Source organism: Staphylococcus auricularis (genome assembly GCF_051172115.1).
GTDB lineage: Bacteria > Bacillota > Bacilli > Staphylococcales > Staphylococcaceae > Staphylococcus > Staphylococcus auricularis_A.
The window spans coordinates 398,892-417,925 of sequence record NZ_JBPIZN010000002.1 but is presented as its reverse complement, the minus strand read 5'-3'; the positions used below and the strand labels follow the sequence as shown (position 1 = coordinate 417,925).

Annotated in this window: 19 protein-coding genes; 6 read left to right on the top strand and 13 right to left on the bottom strand. The window is 38.8% G+C overall.

Features of this window, described 5'->3' with window-relative positions:
- Positions 1-237: 237 nt before the first annotated feature.
- The 9 genes from ACSBRB_RS06145 to fakB1 all read right to left on the bottom strand — a co-directional run bounded on the left by ACSBRB_RS06145 (position 238) and on the right by fakB1 (position 9,264).
- A complete protein-coding gene (locus tag ACSBRB_RS06145; protein WP_435032056.1) occupies positions 238-474 on the bottom strand; it encodes a CsbA family protein in 237 nt (78 codons plus the stop codon).
- Between the two features lie 5 nt (positions 475-479).
- A complete protein-coding gene (locus ACSBRB_RS06140; protein WP_435032055.1) occupies positions 480-1,121 on the bottom strand; it encodes a YfbR-like 5'-deoxynucleotidase in 642 nt (213 codons plus the stop codon).
- Between the two features lie 198 nt (positions 1,122-1,319).
- Positions 1,320-2,436 (bottom strand): peptide chain release factor 2 gene (gene prfB, locus ACSBRB_RS06135; protein WP_435032054.1). Its coding sequence is split into 2 segments (ribosomal slippage): positions 1,320-2,363 and positions 2,365-2,436, totalling 1,116 coding nucleotides; the frame shifts between segments, so codons are not numbered across the junction.
- Between the two features lie 197 nt (positions 2,437-2,633).
- On the bottom strand, positions 2,634-5,171 hold the full coding sequence (secA, locus tag ACSBRB_RS06130) for a preprotein translocase subunit SecA (RefSeq protein WP_435032053.1): 2,538 nt from the start codon (positions 5,169-5,171) through the stop codon (positions 2,634-2,636).
- A gap of 443 nt (positions 5,172-5,614) precedes the next feature.
- Positions 5,615-6,205 (bottom strand): ribosome hibernation-promoting factor, HPF/YfiA family, encoded by a 591-nt coding sequence (gene hpf, locus ACSBRB_RS06125; RefSeq protein ID WP_435032052.1) that lies wholly within the window; start codon positions 6,203-6,205, stop codon positions 5,615-5,617.
- A gap of 64 nt (positions 6,206-6,269) precedes the next feature.
- Positions 6,270-6,785, bottom strand: coding sequence for a ComF family protein (locus ACSBRB_RS06120; protein WP_435032050.1), 516 nt, complete (start codon positions 6,783-6,785; stop codon positions 6,270-6,272).
- A 148-nt stretch (positions 6,786-6,933) separates the two neighbouring features.
- Positions 6,934-7,347: a helicase-related protein gene (locus ACSBRB_RS06115; protein WP_435032102.1), complete on the bottom strand. Its 414-nt coding sequence runs from the start codon at positions 7,345-7,347 to the stop codon at positions 6,934-6,936.
- A 229-nt stretch (positions 7,348-7,576) separates the two neighbouring features.
- The gene (locus ACSBRB_RS06110; RefSeq protein ID WP_435032049.1) at positions 7,577-8,218 is read right to left on the bottom strand and encodes a DEAD/DEAH box helicase family protein; all 642 of its coding nucleotides are present in this window, start codon (positions 8,216-8,218) and stop codon (positions 7,577-7,579) included.
- Positions 8,219-8,397: 179 nt separating this feature from the next.
- Complete coding sequence (gene fakB1, locus ACSBRB_RS06105) at positions 8,398-9,264, bottom strand: fatty acid kinase binding subunit FakB1 (RefSeq protein ID WP_435032048.1); 867 nt, start codon at positions 9,262-9,264, stop codon at positions 8,398-8,400.
- 137 nt (positions 9,265-9,401) lie between these two features.
- Here fakB1 and ACSBRB_RS06100 point away from each other — a divergent pair, with 137 nt between their 5' ends.
- Positions 9,402-10,040: a YigZ family protein gene (locus ACSBRB_RS06100; protein WP_435032047.1), complete on the top strand. Its 639-nt coding sequence runs from the start codon at positions 9,402-9,404 to the stop codon at positions 10,038-10,040.
- A 145-nt stretch (positions 10,041-10,185) separates the two neighbouring features.
- Here ACSBRB_RS06100 and ACSBRB_RS06095 read toward each other — a convergent pair whose 3' ends face one another.
- Positions 10,186-11,244 (bottom strand): glycosyltransferase family 4 protein, encoded by a 1,059-nt coding sequence (locus tag ACSBRB_RS06095; RefSeq protein ID WP_435032046.1) that lies wholly within the window; start codon positions 11,242-11,244, stop codon positions 10,186-10,188.
- A 312-nt stretch (positions 11,245-11,556) separates the two neighbouring features.
- Between ACSBRB_RS06095 and gdpS the strand changes: the two genes are divergently transcribed.
- From gdpS to pepT, 4 genes are all read left to right on the top strand, one after another.
- Positions 11,557-12,627 (top strand): GGDEF domain-containing protein GdpS, encoded by a 1,071-nt coding sequence (gdpS, locus tag ACSBRB_RS06090; RefSeq protein ID WP_435032045.1) that lies wholly within the window; start codon positions 11,557-11,559, stop codon positions 12,625-12,627.
- Between the two features lie 328 nt (positions 12,628-12,955).
- Positions 12,956-13,717, top strand: a complete 762-nt coding sequence (locus ACSBRB_RS06085; protein ID WP_435032044.1) for a threonine/serine exporter family protein — start codon at positions 12,956-12,958, stop codon at positions 13,715-13,717.
- Between the two features lie 33 nt (positions 13,718-13,750).
- Positions 13,751-14,245: a threonine/serine exporter family protein gene (locus ACSBRB_RS06080; RefSeq protein ID WP_225309990.1), complete on the top strand. Its 495-nt coding sequence runs from the start codon at positions 13,751-13,753 to the stop codon at positions 14,243-14,245.
- 13 nt (positions 14,246-14,258) lie between these two features.
- Entirely contained in the window at positions 14,259-15,488 is a 1,230-nt protein-coding gene (gene pepT / locus ACSBRB_RS06075) for a peptidase T (RefSeq protein ID WP_435032043.1), read from the top strand.
- Positions 15,489-15,560: 72 nt separating this feature from the next.
- Here pepT and ACSBRB_RS06070 read toward each other — a convergent pair whose 3' ends face one another.
- The 3 genes from ACSBRB_RS06070 to ACSBRB_RS06060 all read right to left on the bottom strand — a co-directional run bounded on the left by ACSBRB_RS06070 (position 15,561) and on the right by ACSBRB_RS06060 (position 18,344).
- Positions 15,561-16,679 (bottom strand): glycerate kinase, encoded by a 1,119-nt coding sequence (locus ACSBRB_RS06070; protein WP_435032042.1) that lies wholly within the window; start codon positions 16,677-16,679, stop codon positions 15,561-15,563.
- A 299-nt stretch (positions 16,680-16,978) separates the two neighbouring features.
- Positions 16,979-17,299, bottom strand: a complete 321-nt coding sequence (gene ytxJ, locus ACSBRB_RS06065; RefSeq protein ID WP_059106862.1) for a bacillithiol system redox-active protein YtxJ — start codon at positions 17,297-17,299, stop codon at positions 16,979-16,981.
- 151 nt (positions 17,300-17,450) lie between these two features.
- Complete coding sequence (locus ACSBRB_RS06060) at positions 17,451-18,344, bottom strand: EMYY motif lipoprotein (protein ID WP_435032041.1); 894 nt, start codon at positions 18,342-18,344, stop codon at positions 17,451-17,453.
- 120 nt (positions 18,345-18,464) lie between these two features.
- On the opposite strand from ACSBRB_RS06060, the gene ACSBRB_RS06055 reads away from it, so the two are divergent.
- On the top strand, positions 18,465-18,998 hold the full coding sequence (locus ACSBRB_RS06055; RefSeq protein ID WP_435032040.1) for a GrpB family protein: 534 nt from the start codon (positions 18,465-18,467) through the stop codon (positions 18,996-18,998).
- Positions 18,999-19,034 lie beyond the last annotated feature (36 nt).

Below are 19,034 nucleotides of genomic sequence, written 5' to 3'. Positions count from 1 at the left end.
AAAATCGAAAAATTAATACAAACATCTGTTCGCAAAATACCGAACAACACAAAAAAGCTGGAACAATAACGTTTCACTCTACTCGTGTCGCCATTTGACTAATGGTCACACCACTTTCGATGGGAGTTGGAGTAGAGATGATGCGCTCCAAATCCTTCTACTACGTTAACTGTTCCAACCTTTTTAAAAGGTCCTATGAAATTGTAATTTAAATGCTTTGCTTTTTTGAAAATGCGGTCAATCATCATCTTCGCTACGCTGATGAAACTTCAAGCGATCCACAATGACATAGCCTGCAAGCAACGACACGACATCTATAAAAATGATCCAATTACTGTGGAAAAATCCTTTTTGGACCGACACGCCGATTAAAATAAGGGTAATGATGGTACCTACCCACTTACTACGCGTGACCACGCTAAATAATATGATTAATACGCAAGGGAAAAATGCAGCGAACATGTACCAGATCATCTCAATCACCTATTTCTTTTATCGAGAATGGCCATCGTGGTTTCTCGCAATTCAGTGCGTGGAATAAAGCGTTCCGTCAACATTTCGGGAATAATGTGGTCGATAAAGTCTTGGACGCACGCGAGATGATCGAATTGGATGATCGTTTCTAAAGAGGCTTCGTAAATTTCGAAAAATAACGATTCAGGGTTACGTTTTTGAATCTCACCAAACGTTTCATAAAGCAAGTCGATTTTATCTGCAACCGCTAAAATCTGACCCTCTAACGAATCGTCTTTGCCCTCTTGTAATCTACGGCGATAGATTTGTTGATATGGTTCTGGTATTTCCTCGGTAATAAAGGTATCGACCATTTCTTCTTCAACTTGGGAGAACAGTTTCTTCAATTCACTACTCGCATATTTCACGGGTGTCTTAATGTCACCTGTAAAGACCTCTGCAAAGTCATGGTTCAGTGCTTTTTCGTACAAACTTTTCCAATTAATTGTATTGCCGTGCGCTTCTTCTACGGTACCCAAATATTGAGCAATCTTCGTTACCTTAAAGGAATGCGCAGCGACATTGTGTTCGAAATATTTAAATTTACCCGGTAATCGAATGAGTTTTTCTAAGTCAGATAAACGTTTGAAATATTGATGTATTCCCATTGTAACCCCTCCTCTCTTTTAAGCTAAATCTTTTGTTTTATCGTATGAATTGCGCAACCTCTATCAAAGGTCGTCATCATTGAATTCACTTAAATTATGCAATGTTTTTCATGATTTTTCAAAACATAACCGAACTAACGCATTGGCGAACGTGTGGTCTAGTATTAATTAAAGATTGAGAAGCAAAACTTCTCTCGTTTACGCTTCTTGATTATCCATTTGTGTGCGGAGGTAAGATTCAATGAAATCTTCAATTTCTCCGTCCATTACGGCATCGATTTTACCTGTTTCTTCATTAGTACGGTGGTCTTTCACCATAGAGTATGGGTGGAAGACGTAGGATCTAATTTGACTACCCCAACCAATTTCTTTTTGGTCTCCGCGAATTTCAGCCATTTCTTGTTCTTGTTTTTCTAGTTCACGTTGGTACAATTTAGATTTCAACATTTTCATCGCTGCTTCACGGTTTTTAATTTGAGAACGTTCATTTTGGTTATTTACGACGATACCTGTTGGATGGTGGGTAATACGGATGGCAGATTCGGTTTTATTAATGTGTTGGCCCCCTGCACCACTCGCTCTGAAGGTATCTACGGTAATATCATCTGGATTAATTTCGATTTCAATTTCATTGTTGTTAAATTCAGGAATGACATCACATGAAGCAAATGACGTATGACGTCGACCAGATGAATCAAATGGAGAAATGCGGACTAAGCGGTGAACGCCTTTTTCTGCTTTCAAGTAACCGTATGCGTTGTGACCTTTCACGAGTAATGTCACACTTTTTACACCTGCTTCATCACCGGGTTGATAATCGACGGTTTCAACTTTGAATCCTTTTTGTTCACAGTAGCGTTGATACATACGAAGTAACATGCTCGTCCAGTCTTGAGATTCTGTACCACCTGCACCGGGATGCAGTTCAACAATCGCATTGTTTGCATCATATGGTCCATTGAGTAATAACGTCAGTTCGAATGCATCGAGCTTAGGACCGTACGCTACGACATCACTTTCTAAGCCTTCTTTCAAATCTTCATCGTATTCTTCTGCGAGCAATTCACGTGTCGCATCGAGGTCTTCGAGTTCTGATTCACGTTCATGGTACGCGTTCACGACGGATTTTAATGCGTTATTTTTATCAATAATTTCTTGTGCTTTTTGTTGATCATCCCAAAAGTTTGGGTCGGTCATCATTTCTTCGTATTCTTGGATGTTTGTCTCTTTCTCTTCTAAGTCAAAGAGACCCCCTAAGTTGTTCTAATTTCGTTGCATAATCATCTATATTACGTTTGATTTCTGATAATTCCACTATAATCTCTCCTATATAAGTATCTTCAATTGCTAATATATTAATATAGTTATTTTACATAAACACGACCCATAGATGCAAACGACATCAATCGCGACATGCAGGAAGTGACTGACCACAATGCGTTACACGTCATGTATAAAAAACTAGAGTGAACGAGACATATACGTCCTCTCACTCTAGTTTCTAAAAATTATTTATTGTGCAGCGCCGTGACAGTTTTTATATTTTTTGCCGCTACCGCATGGGCAAGGATCGTTACGGCCGATCTCCTCACCTTTGACATATGGTTTAGGCTTTGCTTTTTCTTTACCATCTTGTGCGCTGATATGTTCACCTTTACCTAAATCTGTATTTTTCTCACGTTCAACATCGTCGTCCACAGTGATAACAGATTTAAGCAAGAATTTACTTACGTCTTCTTCAATGTTTTGCATCATGATATCAAAGAGTTCGTGTCCTTCATTTTGGTAATCACGAAGCGGGTTTTGTTGACCGTAAGAACGTAAGTGGATCCCTTCTCTGAGTTGATCCATCGTATCGATATGGTCCGTCCAACGTCCATCGATAGAACGAAGTAAGATCATGCGTTCAAACTCATTGAATTGATCACCAATTTTATCGCGTTGACTTTGAAGCACATTTTCAATCTTAGACCATACAATATTGAAAATGTCTTCGCTATCTTTACCTTTAATTTCTGACTCTGACAAGTCGCCTTCACTTAAGAATACATCTTCAACATAGTTGATAAATGGTTCGTAATCGAGATTGTCATCATCTTCATTAATGTAATATTGAATACTGCGATCGAGAGTTGAACGTAACATTGTTTCTGCAAGTTCATCACTGGATTCACTATCAATGATGTTATTACGTTCGTTATAGATAATTTCACGTTGTTTACGTAACACGTCATCGTATTCAAGGATACGTTTACGGGCATCGAAGTTATTCCCTTCAACACGTTTTTGTGCAGATTCAACAGCACGAGAAACCATGCGTGATTCGATCGGTGTAGAATCATCCATACCGAGTCGACCCATCATTTTTTGAAGTCGTTCTGAACCGAAACGAACCATTAAATCGTCTTGTAGTGAGAGGTAGAAGCGGCTATCCCCTTTATCACCTTGACGACCAGAACGACCACGTAATTGATCATCGATACGACGTGATTCGTGACGTTCTGTACCGATAACAGCTAAGCCACCGAGTTCTTCAACGCCATCACCGAGTTTAATATCGGTACCACGACCGGCCATGTTGGTAGCGATCGTCACTGCACCTTTACGTCCTGCGTTAGCGATGATTTCTGCTTCACGTTCGTGGTTTTTCGCGTTGAGTACATCGTGACGTACGCCGCGTTTTTTAAGCAGATTTGAGATGTATTCACTGGTTTCAACAGCAACTGTACCTAAAAGCACGGGTTGACCTTGTTTGTATTTTTCAATGACATCTTCCACAACCGCATCGAATTTACCTTTTTTACTAATGAAGATTAGATCTGGTTTATCTTCACGTTGAACCGGTCTATTCGTGGGAATTTGCGTTACTGTCATATTATAGATGTTTCTGAACTCTTCTTCTTCCGTTTTCGCTGTACCTGTCATACCTGCTAATTTGTTGTACATACGGAAGTAGTTTTGGAACGTGATTGAAGCCATCGTTTTAGATTCGTTTTGAATTTTCACGCCTTCTTTAGCTTCAATAGCTTGGTGTAACCCTTCTGAGAAACGACGACCTGGCATTGTACGACCTGTAAATTGGTCCACGATGAGCACTTCACCGTTATTGACCATGTAGTCGACGTCACGTTGTAACGTTACATGTGCACGTAATGCCGTATTGATGTGGCTGATAATGTCGACATTTTTCACATCGTAAAGGTTATCAATTTTGAACATGCGTTCTGCTTTATCGATCCCTTGTTCAGTGAGTTGTACTGATTTTGTTTTTTCATCGTAATTGTAGTCTTCTTCGCCTTTCAACATTTTGGCGAATACATTTGCTTGTGTGTACATGGATGTTGATTTTTCTGCTTCACCAGAAATGATTAATGGTGTACGTGCTTCGTCGATTAAAATAGAGTCGACCTCATCAATGATTGCGAAGTGTAACGGTCTCATTACGCGTTCTTCAGCGTAATTCACCATGTTGTCACGTAAGTAATCGAAACCAAGTTCGTTGTTTGTACTGTACGTGATATCTTGGTTATATGCTTTACGTTTTTCTGCCGTAGATTTACTGTTTAAGTTTAAGCCAACGGTCAGACCTAAGAACTCATACAGTTCTGCCATTTCTTCACTTTGTACACTAGATAAGTATTCATTGACTGTGATGACATGCACGCCGCGTCCTGCAAGCGCATTTAAATACGTAGGCATCGTTGCAGTTAACGTTTTACCTTCACCGGTTCTCATCTCTGCAATGTCACCTTTATGAATTGCGATACCACCCATCACTTGGACTTTGTAAGGTATCATATTAAATACACGTTTTGAGCCTTCTCTAACTAAGGCAAACGCTTCTGGTAATATATCAGTTAATATTTTTTCTTGTTTTTTAATATCATATTCAGCTTGCACTTGTTCTTGTAGTGCTTTCGTTTTTTCTCTTATTTCTTCATCAGTTAATATAGACATGTCCTCTTCTAAGTCGAGCACTTTGTCAGCTAATTTACCAAGGCGCTTTATTTCTTTCTTATTGCCATCAGCAATCTTTGATAAAAAACCCATTTTTTTCGCTCCTTTAGCTATATAACTCTTACGCTTACAACAATGTATCATATCACTTATAGGCTTAAATTTACACTTAGAGCTATTGTTACGAACACGACGCCCTTTTAACTTTTATCATCAAGCATGGATGTGTATTTTATGCGGTTTTCGCGCGTGTCGTCAATGTGTTAGCTCGAGTAAAATGAATGTTTAAAATCAAGCATGTTCATTCATTGTATCATGCTTTGTTGTTCGTTAAATTGAACCGTCTCTTCTATTATACATGAAACCCTTAAAAAGTATGCAAGTGTAGAAATAATACGTAGCTTTGAAAATGGGTTGAATGGGTTAGAGGTTTGTTGGGAGCGTTGTGATGAATAACAAAACGTGCACTAACTTCCTAAATACTATAGGAAGTTAGCACACGGGATAGTGATCGATTCAAAGCACATTTATTTGGCTTATTCTGTTGTTTCGATTAAGCCGTATTTACCATCTTTACGTTTGTAGACAATGCTTGTACCTTCTGTTTCAGCATCGGTAAAGATGAAGAAATCATGACCTAATAAGTTCATTTGTAAGACCGCTTCTTCAGAGTCCATCGGTTTTAAGCTGAATTGTTTTGAACGGATGATTTCAATGTCGTTATCCGTTTCTTCTGATTCAGACGTTTGTGGCCCTTCAGCTGCGAGTGACGCAACATCTGTATCGATCGGTTCTGATGTGAAGATATCTTGATCACCTCGATCGCGATGTTTGCGGTTTACGCGTGTTTTGTATTTTCTAACCTGTCTTTCCAGTTTGTTAGTAATTAAATCAATACCTGCATAGAGGTCATCGTGACGTTCTTCTGCTCTTAATGTGACATCTTTTAATGGAATCGTCACTTCAATCTTTGTCGCAGAATTTTGATAAGTTTTTACTTTAACGTGTGCTGTCGCATTAGGGACATTGTTAAAGTAACGTTCTAACTTACCAATTTTCTCTTCGATGTAATTGCGAATGGCATCAGTGACACTGAGGTTCTCTCCATGAATTTCAAATCTAATCATAGTTATCTCTCCTTTAAAACCTCTTTAGTTGTGTATTGCTTAACCTCATTTTATCACGTTTCTATTATCGTGCAAGCGTTAACACATCGAATTTTCTGATATTTCTATCATATAAGATTTCGCCCGCATGATGAACGGTCATCCCCGTCGTATAAATATCATCGATGAGTAAAATAGATTTGTTTGTCAGATCTTCTTCTGCCTTTAATTCAAACGGATTCGCAAGATGTGCACGTTTTATTTTAGACAATTCGGATTGCTTAGGACGTAGCTTGGTCGTTAATAGTTCGTGGTAGTGAACCCCTTTCTGTTGTAAAAGTTGTCGCACAGGATTAAACGTGCGCTCTCGGTCACGTTCATAAGGTGAAGGAATCGGCACCAAGTAATCATACCTCTCTTTTGGTAATTGTAACTGTTGCGCAAAGCATTCACTTAAAGCGACGTCTCTCATAAATTTATACTGTTGAATAAGTGCTTTCACATGTCCTTTGTATTGGTAATCACAATACAGTTGATGCATGAGCTTAAAGCGTTCTGCTAAAAACGCACAGTCTAAACAATCCCGCTCTCCTTCTGCCAATAATTTTAAGCACCTTGGACATCTATGAGTATGATCTATCCTGCATGCGTCCCATTGTGCAGTACAAGCTGGGCATAGCTTTGGATCCTTTTGATAAAAATGAGTGATCGTGATTGGAGTATGAAAATGACTTTGACATTGTACACATTTAGTCATCGATCCACCCTCTTACTTTCGCCAATTTATTCATCTGGTTCATCTCACGTTTTGCGCGCAACATTGATAAAGAGATTCCTTGATGATAGAACCAAACACGTCCAGTCGGCGCTACCATTTTACGACCAACTCGGCCAGCAATTTGAATGAGTGCTGCTTTTTCAAATAACTGACTGTTAATGACGACGACATCGAGACGTGCCATCGTGAACCCCCGTTCTAAAATCGTGGTCGTAAATACGACGGGATGTTTTTCTGCCCTGAGTGCTGCGACCTTTTCTAAGCGCAACGCATCTTCACTATAAACACATATGAGGTCTTCTATATAAGGTCGATACGTTTCAAATGCCTGTTGCATCAATTCGATATGGTTGAAAAAGACGAGTGTAAAACGCGATTGTTTGATTTGGTTTAATAAAAGATGAAGTAATTGACGTTGAATCTTTTGAGAGTTGAACTTAAGGTAGTGGAAAGTAGGAAGGGGTAAAGCGTGTCGATGAAAGCGCGCAGGTAAAATAATATAATGATCTGGTGTGTGCGAATCATTGATTTCGGCGGCGTAGCGCTCATGTAAATGATGCTCGCCTGATCTTTGGTCGCTAGAGTAATCGCCCTTTGTAATGCTTGGTCGTTAACTAACGGAAAGCATCGACTTCATCGACAAATACCGTATCAAAATGGTTTTTAAAACGGTAGAGTTGGTGCACGGTCGCAATGACAAAATGTCCTTCATATTGTTGTGTTTGTCCTTGATACAAAACATCGATACGTTCTTCGGGAAATGCGTCTTGAATCCGCATACTGATTTCAACGATGACATCAACCCGCGGAGAAATAACAGCGACATTGTCCCCCCGCTGTCTTGCATATTGAATCGCTTGAAAGATCATTTCCGTCTTACCTGACCCAGTCACCGCATGAATTAATAAATCATCATGCGCTGTGACCGCTTCAACGATACGGCTTGAGGCTTCTGATTGTTGTTCTGACAATGCAAAGTCTAACTGATAATGCGCTTTGGATATAGCTTGATGCGAGGCGGTCAAAGAGATGTCTTGAAGCGTATCCATGCGGCCTAACGCAATACACCTGCGACAATAATAGATTGTCTCACCTGTATGAATATGACAATAATGATAAAAATCTGTAGGTTGCGTTGTCCCACATTGATTACAATAGTGTCGTCCGTTTTGTCGAATCACACCTTTCATCGTTGTTTGAATCTTTTCGTCTGTAAGTAACTGTGTGTCGGTAATGATTTTGCCATAATATTTCACATTTTTATTCATGACTTGTTGTTTGAGTTCAATTTTGTCTTTTCATACTGGACTCGTTTATTCCTTTCTAAGTTGATTCATGACTAAATAAAAAGACGACATTTTATAAGAAACTGTGTCACTAAGCACATAAACGCGCGTAAAAAACACAATCTATAAAATCTCGCCTTATTTTTTAATTAAGTTGTTCGAATACGTTTGTTCATATATCCTAAACCGAAACCACCTGAACCAAGGTGTGCTGCAATCACCGGTCCGAGTTTAGAATGATGGATTTGATATTGTGGGTAATGTTCATCGAGATAGTCATGTACCCATTGTGCATCTTCCGGTTTATCGCCTTCGATGACATACAACGTCACTTCATCGCCATAAGGTTCAATGCATGCGATCACTTTTTTGATGATTTCTTGAAGTGCACGTTTTTTCGTACGTACTTTTTCTTCCGGTAAAATTTTTCCATCATTAAATTTCAATACAGGTTTCATTTTTAACAATGTCCCTACCCAAGCTTGGGCGCCTGTGATTCGGCCACTTTTCTGTAAGTTTTTCAAATCATTTACCATTAAATAAGCCCCTGTACGTTCACGTAAGTCAGTGAGTTCATCTATGATCTCACTCGGTGTTAACCCTTGTTCTATTAACTCAATCGCATAGAGCACATAACCGCCTTCAACCATACATGCAAGCTTTGAATCAAACGTGTGCACGTTAATACCTTCGACTAACTCGCCTGCTTGGGTTGCAGTTTGATATGAGCCACTGATGCCTGAAGATAAAAATACTGCAATAACATCTGTATAGCCTTCATCCCTAAACTTCTCATACTTTTCAATAAACGTACCGATTGCGGGTTGGCTTGTCGTAGGAATCGTTGCTGATGTTGCCATACGTTCATAAAATGTATCTGTAGATAACGCGTCATTTTCTATAAAATTATCACCATTATCAAATGTCACACTGAGCGGTGCCACTTCGATATGATATTTATCAATCAATGATTGGGATAGATAACTTGTTGAATCTGTTAAGATAGCAATTTTCATCTAAATCCTCCTCAATTATACTAATCAATATGATACATGATTTCGTTTGAAATGAAAATGTATTTTTACATTTAAAACATGCGCCTTTTCGGTGTATAATAAATGAATGTACTAAAAAGACGGGGTGACACGGACATATGGAATCAATTATTACAATAAAAGAAGAACACACTATCGAAAATGTCATAAATAAATCGCGCTTTATCGCGCACATTAAACCAGTCGAAACTGAAGATGAAGCGAAAGATTTCATCAATGAAGTGAAACAAATCCATCATGACGCGACGCATAACTGCTCTGCCTATACTGTTGGCGATCAAATGAACATTCAAAAAGCGAATGATAATGGCGAGCCGAGTGGTACAGCAGGTGTTCCGATGTTAGAGGTGCTTAAAAAATTAGATATTCATAATGCTTGTGTCGTCGTGACACGTTATTTCGGTGGCATTAAGCTCGGTGGTGGCGGTCTTATCCGTGCTTATAGTGGCGCAGTGAGAGACGTCATTCATGATATCGGTCGCGTGGCATTACGTGAAGCTATTCCAGTCACTGTCACAATCGGTTATGATCTCACCGGTAAATTTGAATACGAACTCGCCTCTACAACTTATATGTTGCGAGATACTGTGTACACAGACAAAGTGAGTTATCACATTGATGTCGTCGCAGATGAATACGATGACTTTATCGACTTTTTAAATCGCATTACTGCAAGTCAATATGAGTTAGAAACTCATGACTCCATGCGTTTACCCTTTGATATTCCAACAGATTAAACGCCTTACTTCTTATTGATTGTGACAATCAATAAACTGAACTGACTTCGCACGTTTCATAGCGTCTGTCAGTTCAGCCCACTTGTCAGCTTCTACTGCTACCCTTTTCAATTTTATTCAGTTATTCGTAAATCCTATTGTATTATTAACTTTCATCTTCGTGTTTATGCTTTTTCGCAACGAGCTTCAACAATGGTTTGTAATCATCATCTATTAAGCCTGTGAATTCAACGATGAGTTCAATCGTCACAAGGATTAATATGAGCATCATGAGTACACCCCATGGTTGTGACAGGTACAATACGATACTAGAAAGGCTAAACAACACGGCAATCGCATAGATGAGGAGCACCGTCTGACGATGTGTATAGCCTAGCTGCAACAATTTGTGATGTAAATGTGATTTATCCGCTTGCATGATGTGTTGCCCCTTTTTCACCCGTCGGACCATCGCAAATAACGTATCGATAAACGGTACTGCTAAAATAACGATTGGGAAAAAGAGTGAGATAAAGGTAATATTTTTAAAACCGAGTAATGATAAGAATCCGATGATAAAGCCGATGAGTAATGACCCGCTGTCACCGAGAAATATTTTCGCAGGATGAAAATTAAAAAATAAAAAGCCAATTAATGCGCCGACTAACACACTACAAATCATCAAGATGAAAATATTCGCTTGTAACAGCGCGATAAAGCCAATACTGATGAGCCCAATCGCTGAGACACCTGAAGCAAGCCCATCTAAACCATCGATTAAATTAATCGCATTCGTGATCGCAACAATCCAAATTACAGTAATCGGTATGCTTAAAATGCCAAAGTGAATCGTCGGACCAATCGGAATAGATATAAAGTCGATGGCGATCCCGTAATACGTCACGACAAGTGCTGCGACGATTTGAGCGAACAATTTCACGATCGGTTTTAAATCATAAATATCATCAATTAATCCGGTTAGATACATGATTACGGCCCCGATAATTAACGGCTTCACTTCCGTTTCAATCGGATGGCCTAACCAAATGCCGAGTAGAAATGAAATTAAAATCACCGTACCGCCTAACACAGACACAGGTTTGACATGAATTTTACGATAGTTTGGTTGGTCGACAATACCTAATTTATATGAAATTTTAATCACAATCGGCGTTAAGATTAAACTAACTAACATTGAAAAAATAACTAATAATATTGTATACATCGATGCACCTTCATCTAGTCTTAATCATGCATTAAAAAATATCTCACTAATTATATCAGATACGGACTCCCTTTCAAAACATAATCCAGCCTTTTCTTGTGAATTTTAACCCTCTGATAACTCAGCCACACCATAATTTAGAGCAATATTCCACTTAAATCATGCGTGTTATCGCACCGAAAAAGGCTATGCTGCTCCCTCACTCAAAGCGTTACCCGCGCGCAATCTTTCCCCAATCTATCTATAATATGATGACAATTAGTATATTTTCACTTACAATATGATAGTGTTTACTTAAAGGAGCGTTATCATATGTTTGAAGCTATTATATATAATATTGCAGTCACTGTAGCAGGTATTTACTTATTTCATCGCTTGCAGTATTCCGAAAATAGAATTATGGTCTTTTCACGAGGCTATGTCACGATTTTAATGACGCTGATCGCTCTATTATTATCAGCTTATCCTATACCATTATTAAACGAACACGCGCTCTACTTGAGTTATGTGCCATTGCTCTTTTTAGGTCGTTATACGAACATGCCTTACACATTACTTTCAGCAATCGTTATTACTTTAGTCGACACGCTGATCTTAGATGTCCCACTCATGCACGGTATCATATGGATGGTCATCGCCATCATCGTCGGTACAGTCGGACCGTTCATGAAACAAAGTGATATCGTTGCGGTTCAAATCTTGAATGTAATCAGTTTGATCATCTTTCTCGCACTCGCTCTCGTCACACCTTATTTCGATATCGTGAGTGTACTGTTCTTGATCCCAATTTCATTCATCTTAACGATTACCGCTTCAGTCACATTTGTGGATATTTGGCATTTCTTCTCCCTTGTTGACCGTTATGAAAATGAGGACAAATATGACTATCTCACTGGGCTCGGTAACGTGAAGGAATTCGACCGTCATTTAAACAAAGTGTCACAAGAAGCGGAACGCCATCAAGAAAGTTTGGGGCTGTTACTCATCGATATCGATGGCTTTAAAGACGTCAATGACCAATATACCCATCAAGCAGGTGACGCCGTGTTACGTCAAATGGCACAATTACTTATTAACTACGTGCCTGCACAATTCAGCATTTATCGTAATGGCGGTGAAGAATTCTCTGTCGTCCTTAGAGACTATACACTCGATCAATGTGTGAAACTCAGTGAAAGTATCCGTACAGGAGTAGAAAAATCAACGTTCCATCTCCCAGAAAAAGAAGTGATCAAACTTTCTGTATCAATCGGTATCGGTTACCTCACACAAGAGGAATATAAATCACAACGTAAAGTGTTCAAAGATGCGGACGATATGTTACACATTGCGAAAAACGAAGGTCGTAACCAAGTGATGTTTAACCCTATCGTGAAACTTTAGTGATAGACACAATCTACCACTAAACAAATACACCATACAATATCGTAACTTTATCCATGCTTATGGGTAGAGTTTTTTATGGTTTCTCACCTTTTATGAAGGGTATGGTCAACGAGAGGTTCTACAGATTACTTCCTTGCATCCCATTTTAATTTTCCATTTCAACTTCAACAAGACACAATTTCAGTGCTGTCTGATTGTATGTCTTTCTCGTAATTATTAATTTAGCGTGACAGTCGTTCATTCCCTATTGCAAGTTGGTTTGTGAGGTTGTAAACTTTCAATTGTTCTATCACATATTAAAACTACTCATATGGAGGTGGCATGCATGTCTGAATCAGTCAAACCTGCAAATAACGATACGTTGACCGATGTCGTGTTAACTGCAGGTAAAATTCTGTTAGAGAGCGGTGCAGAAACCTATCGCATAGAAGATACGATGAATCGGATCGGTGCGAACTTTGGTTATCCAGATACATATAGTTTCGTCACATCAACCGCCATTATCTTTACGCTCAATGATGACTCGAATACCAAATTGATTCGGATTCGTGAGCGTACGACAGATTTAGAAAAAATTGCACTCGTAAATAATATTTCTAGAAAAATCGCATCGAAGTCTTTAACCGTGGATCAAGCGAAGCGGGAATTGAACATGTTAGATCGCGCCTCACTACAGTTTTCTTTCTTACTTAAATGTTTCGGCGCTGCAATTGCATGTGGGTTCTTCGTCTTCATGTTTGGCGGCGTAGCGAGTGACTTTATTTATGCGGTCATTGCAGGCGGTGCTGCATATCTTACGTTTTCTTATATTCAACAATATATCCAAATTAAATTCTTCTCTGAATTCGTCAGTGCCGCTGTCGTCATTAGTGTCGCCACCATCGCGACGAATTTAGGAATCGCCACCAATCAAAATATCATCACGATTTCCGGGGTTATGCCGCTTGTACCAGGGATTGTCATAACCAATGCGATTCGTGATTTGATGGCAGGCGAATTACTCGCTGGTATCTCTCGTGGTGTTGAAGCAGCATTAACGTCCTTTGCGATCGGCGCTGGTGTCGCGATCGTCTTACTCATATTTTAAGAAAGGAAGGTTCGAAAAGCATTGATTAACTTTATAGCAACGTACGGTTTTCATTTTATCGTCAGCTTTATCGCAACGTTACTCTTCTCCATATTGTTTAATGCGCCACGTAGATTGCTGGCAGCTTGTGGTTTCGTTGGTGCGATTGCCTGGGTTATCTATAAATTCACATTAGATATGGACCTTGGTAAAGTCATGGCAGCCTTCCTCGGAAGCTTTATCTTGGCATTGATGAGTCATATTATGAGCCGTCATTACAAACGTCCAGTCATCATCTTTATCGTACCCGGACTCATTCCGCTCGTACCTGGGGGATTAGCATATGAAGCGACACGCTTTTTAGTCAGCAACCAATATACACATGCGGTCAATACATTTTTAGAGGTGACATTGATTTCAGGTGCCATCGCCTTTGGAGTCTTATGTGCCGAAATTGTGTATCATCTCTACATACGCATCACACAACATTATGCTAAAATGAGAGGAGAAAAGGTTACAAAATCTTATAACATGAACAATAGAGCATAAGGGGTGGAACACAATGAAAGAACAACTTATTGAACGTCTTAAAACTTATACCATGATTGATACGCAATCCAATCCGGATTCTACCGATACACCATCCACATTGAAACAATGGGATTTACTTCATTTACTCGAAGAAACCTTACAAACACTTGGCTTAGAAACAGATCTTGATCAATACGGTTATTTATTTGCGACATTACCAAGTAACATCGACGAAACAGTACCGACTGTTGGATTTTTAGCACACGTTGATACGTCACCTGACTTTAATGCGACCAACGTCAATCCGCAGATCATTGAAGCGTACGATGGTAAACCGATCCAACTCGGAGATACAGATCGCGTATTAAGCCAAGATGTTTTTCCAGGTATGAAAAATGTTGAAGGACATACGTTAATGATTACAGACGGTACCTCTTTATTAGGCGCAGATGATAAAGCAGGTGTCGTTGAAATTGTAGAAGCGGTTAAATATTTAACCGAACATCCTGAAATTAAACACGGTGACATTCGCATTGGCTTTACACCAGACGAAGAAATCGGCCGAGGCCCACACAAATTTGATGTCGATCGTTTTAACGCTGATTTCGCATATACGATGGACGGTAGTGAATACGGTGAGTTACAATATGAAAGCTTTAATGCAGCTGAAGCCATCATTACTTGTCACGGTGTGAACGTACATCCAGGTTCAGCGAAGGATGCGATGGTGAATGCCATCACGTTAGGCACAGCTTTCCAAAATGCCTTTCCTGAAAATGAAGTACCTGAACAAACAGATGATTACGAAGGATTCTACCACTTGATGAAATTCAATGGTGATGTAGAAAAAGCAACATTACAATACATTATCCGTGATCACGATGCGAACCAATTTGAAGCACGTAAACAAAAATTATTAGATATTCGTGATAACATCAACGAAAAATATAGTAACGACCCTATCGAAGTCACAGTGAACGATCAATATTACAACATGGGCGATAAAATCAAAGCACATCCAGAAGTGATTGATATTCCAAAACGCGTCTTTGCTGCACTCGACATTGAACCGAATACATCACCAATCCGTGGAGGTACAGACGGTAGCCAACTGTCATATAAAGGACTACCTACACCGAACATCTTTACTGGTTGTGACAACTTCCATGGACCATTTGAATACGCGTCTATCGATGTCATGGAAAAAGCAGTGAAAGTCATCATCGGCATCGTCGAAGAAGTCGCTAAAACTAAAAAATAAAATATGACATAAAAAAGAAAGCCTTGATATGTAACTTGAACCTCAAGTTCATACCAAGGCTTTTTACGCGTTCTACGCTTCTAATGTTGTTTTAAGTAATTTAATCGCTTGGACGGTATAATGACGAATTTGAATACCTATTTTGAAATCAGTATATGTTTCAGGCATTTCCATAAAGGTATTGAACATCGCAGTCACGTCCATATTTTCAAACAGTTCGAATTTGTCCGGTGTCGCACAAATCGCAATAGACGGTTTACCATGTTTCGATGCAAGTTCAGCGATACGCAGCGTCGTTGTCTCGAGTAATTGATCCGCTTCGTTGACACCTTCACCAAAGATGATTAAGTCTGCTTTTGATATCAGTGATTCTAAATGCGTGATTTGATCAACCAAGGCTTGGCTCGTCTTAATTTCAGCGTCATATATTTGATTAAGTAACGCCGCAACACCCCCACCTGCACCGCCACGTTCTACGTAACCGAGCGCGAGTTGTTTCTCACTTTTAAGTATTTCGCTAAAGTACCATATCGTATTATCAATATCCGCTGCTTCTTCACGGCTGAGACCAAGTGCTGGATAAATTTGCATAATTTCACTTTGTTTACCGTAAAGTCGGCTACTAAAGTCAGACATCACTTGGATACGTACCTCGTTTAAGCGTGGATGTAAATCATCGAAATCAACCCGACGAATATATTTCAAGATGTAACTCCCTTTCGTCACATCAATAACTTCGCCTTCATCATCATAGAATTTAGCACCGAGTGCTTGTAACATACCTGCACCACCATCAAAGCTACCTATACCACCAAGTGAAATAACTAAGTGTTCAGCATCGTTATTGAGTGCATCCGCCATGACTTCACCTAAACCATAACTTGTACGTTGATTCACAGGCTTGTTACCTTTTAAGAATAGGTTACCTTCTATCACTGTCATTTGATTATCTGTGGTGCCGTATGTGGCTTCGACCGGTTGCATATCTGCGTCGTGCACTTGCACTTTATACTTGGTACCTGATTGCCATAAAAATACAGAATCCATTAACTCATGACGACCGTTAAATAACGGGACTTGCACGATATCAGCTTTATCAAATTGACTCGCTACCGCTTCTTCGACATAGCGGTTTGCTTGATAGCTCGATATAATGCCGTTGAATTCGTCCATGGCTACTAATACTTTCATCTTGTCACCTCATTATTTCTGTACTTCCAATTATTGTTTATATTTATTTTCGTCGATTTACGTTATACCGTTTTTATTATACATGCCAAACTCTGATATTTCACATATAACGAAATCGTACTTGAGAATGATAACCTTTGAGTCGTATCCTTTGTGTCCTCACCGTTTATCATTTTCGATGAGTATTATTTCGTTTTTGAAATGGAACAGTTTTCTCGACTTTATATGATCTAGAGCCTAGTTTAAAAGGCTGAGACAAGTGAATGTCCCAGCCTTTTAACTCTCTTATCATTTAATTTTTATTCTTCTGCTTTGGCTAATGATGAAACATTTATATCTTCATGGTCTGCATTCCATACCGCTTCTTTATCTACGAAATAGAATACTTGTGGAGATTCATGTTTCACATTTGTTTTTTCTGCAATATAATCGGATAGTTTACGTTCTTCTTGAACGACTAAGTAATAACCATCCATGTCTCTTTCATATAAGAACTTATTAAATTGATCGAATGCATTTGCTGAAATTGGACACGTTTCACTGTGTTTTAATACAAATACATATTTATTATCTTCTAGCACTTGTTCAAACTGGTCAATCGAACTCAGCTTCGTAGCCATTCTATTCACCTCTAACATTATTACCGCGATGAAGCGGTTTTCCTGTGCATTGTTTGTGATACGATAGCATCAACGTTATTCATTATACACAAATATCTTTTTGTTGTTAACCGTCTCCGCAAAATTCAGTCATTGAATCGTCAAAATACGATTATTGATAAGCCAATTTTACTTCATTTAATTCGTCTTCAAATGCTTGATCATACTGCTCTAAATCTTCACCTTTCTTCGGTAATTTATGGTGATCGATTTTAGAGAGCTTTTCACTGATATCCATCGTTTCTTCACGTGTTTCATAATAGTTCTGAAGACTGTAATACATTTCAATCGCATTTTTTCTTGCGTCGTTGATTTGGACGCTCTCGATGTTTGTCTTGTTCAAGTCTCTGATTTGTTGCCCAATCAATGGCATCACAGCTTCACTGATCCCGTCTTGTGCAGCTTCTGTGTCTTTATTTTCTATCGTTGCTTCAGCTGTACTTTTTAATCTTTTATTATTGTCTTCTAATTTCTGTACAAAACGAGCTACTTCTTCGGTATTACCCGCTTCTTGTCCTTTTTTAACATTTTCCTCGATGCGTGATCTATTTTTCTCAAATAGTTTCGTATAATAAAGAATATCTTCGTTCGCTTTCACCGACTGATTACATAATTTCACGAAGGTGTTCAGTTGATTCAGTTGTTGACGTTTGTCATCTACCGTTTCTAAATAACTCGATTTCAAATCTTTCACTTCGTCAGAATCAGCAGGTAATTGCTTGGCAGCTGCCTCGTAATCATCAAACTTCGGCATCAATTTGTTATTGATATCGTCTTGAAGCTGATTTAACGCTTTTTTATTTTCATCGGCCATATCCGTTTTACTCAAACTTTCGAGTTCATTTAGATTGATGTGATTCATCGTTTCCTTCATGTGATCTTCGGCTTCTTGTACATCCATCAATGCACTTTCAAATTTTCTCAAATCGGATGGCTCATCTTTACTACATGCAGTCACTGCCAGTACACAAAGACCTATCAACAATACACTCAGTAGTTTTTTCATTTTACACTCCTTATTCATCTATATTATACCGAAAGCAGTTTATCTTGAAAATATTTTATGATATATTGTTGCAGAATTTATCATTTATTTTGTAACAATCACACGAGAAAGGAGTAGCCTATGTATTCACGTGTTCAAGATTTCATCTATTCAGACGATGATCAAGATTTTAAAGCGCAGTATGATGCATTACAAGAGATGTTGTTTAACCTGTTAGATACTCCTGTAAAATCAACCCATCACATTGGTGGGACTGCCCATTTTAATTACCCTACTGAACCGATTCTCGACATCCTTGTCGGTGTAGATAATCTACACGATATTACATCACTTGATGAAAAAAGATTAAACTACGAAGGGTTCTTCCGCTTACACCACCCATATAAAAAGAAAGTGATGATGGCGAAGTTTAATCAGTTAACGATGTTAAAACAAACGGTCCGTTTGCACATTATACAACGTGAAACACCTTTATTTTATCAATATTTATCGATGCAGCAAGCATTAACGCATAACACAACGTTCGCTCAACTTTTCCAAGAGAAGAAAATGCAAGCCTATCAACATAGTGATACGATTAGACAATATGAGACACAAAAGGAACGCATCTTTAATCAATTATACAAACTTTATTTAAAAGATAAGGATGCATAATCTCATCATGCGCAAGAAGTTACAAAAATATAAAAA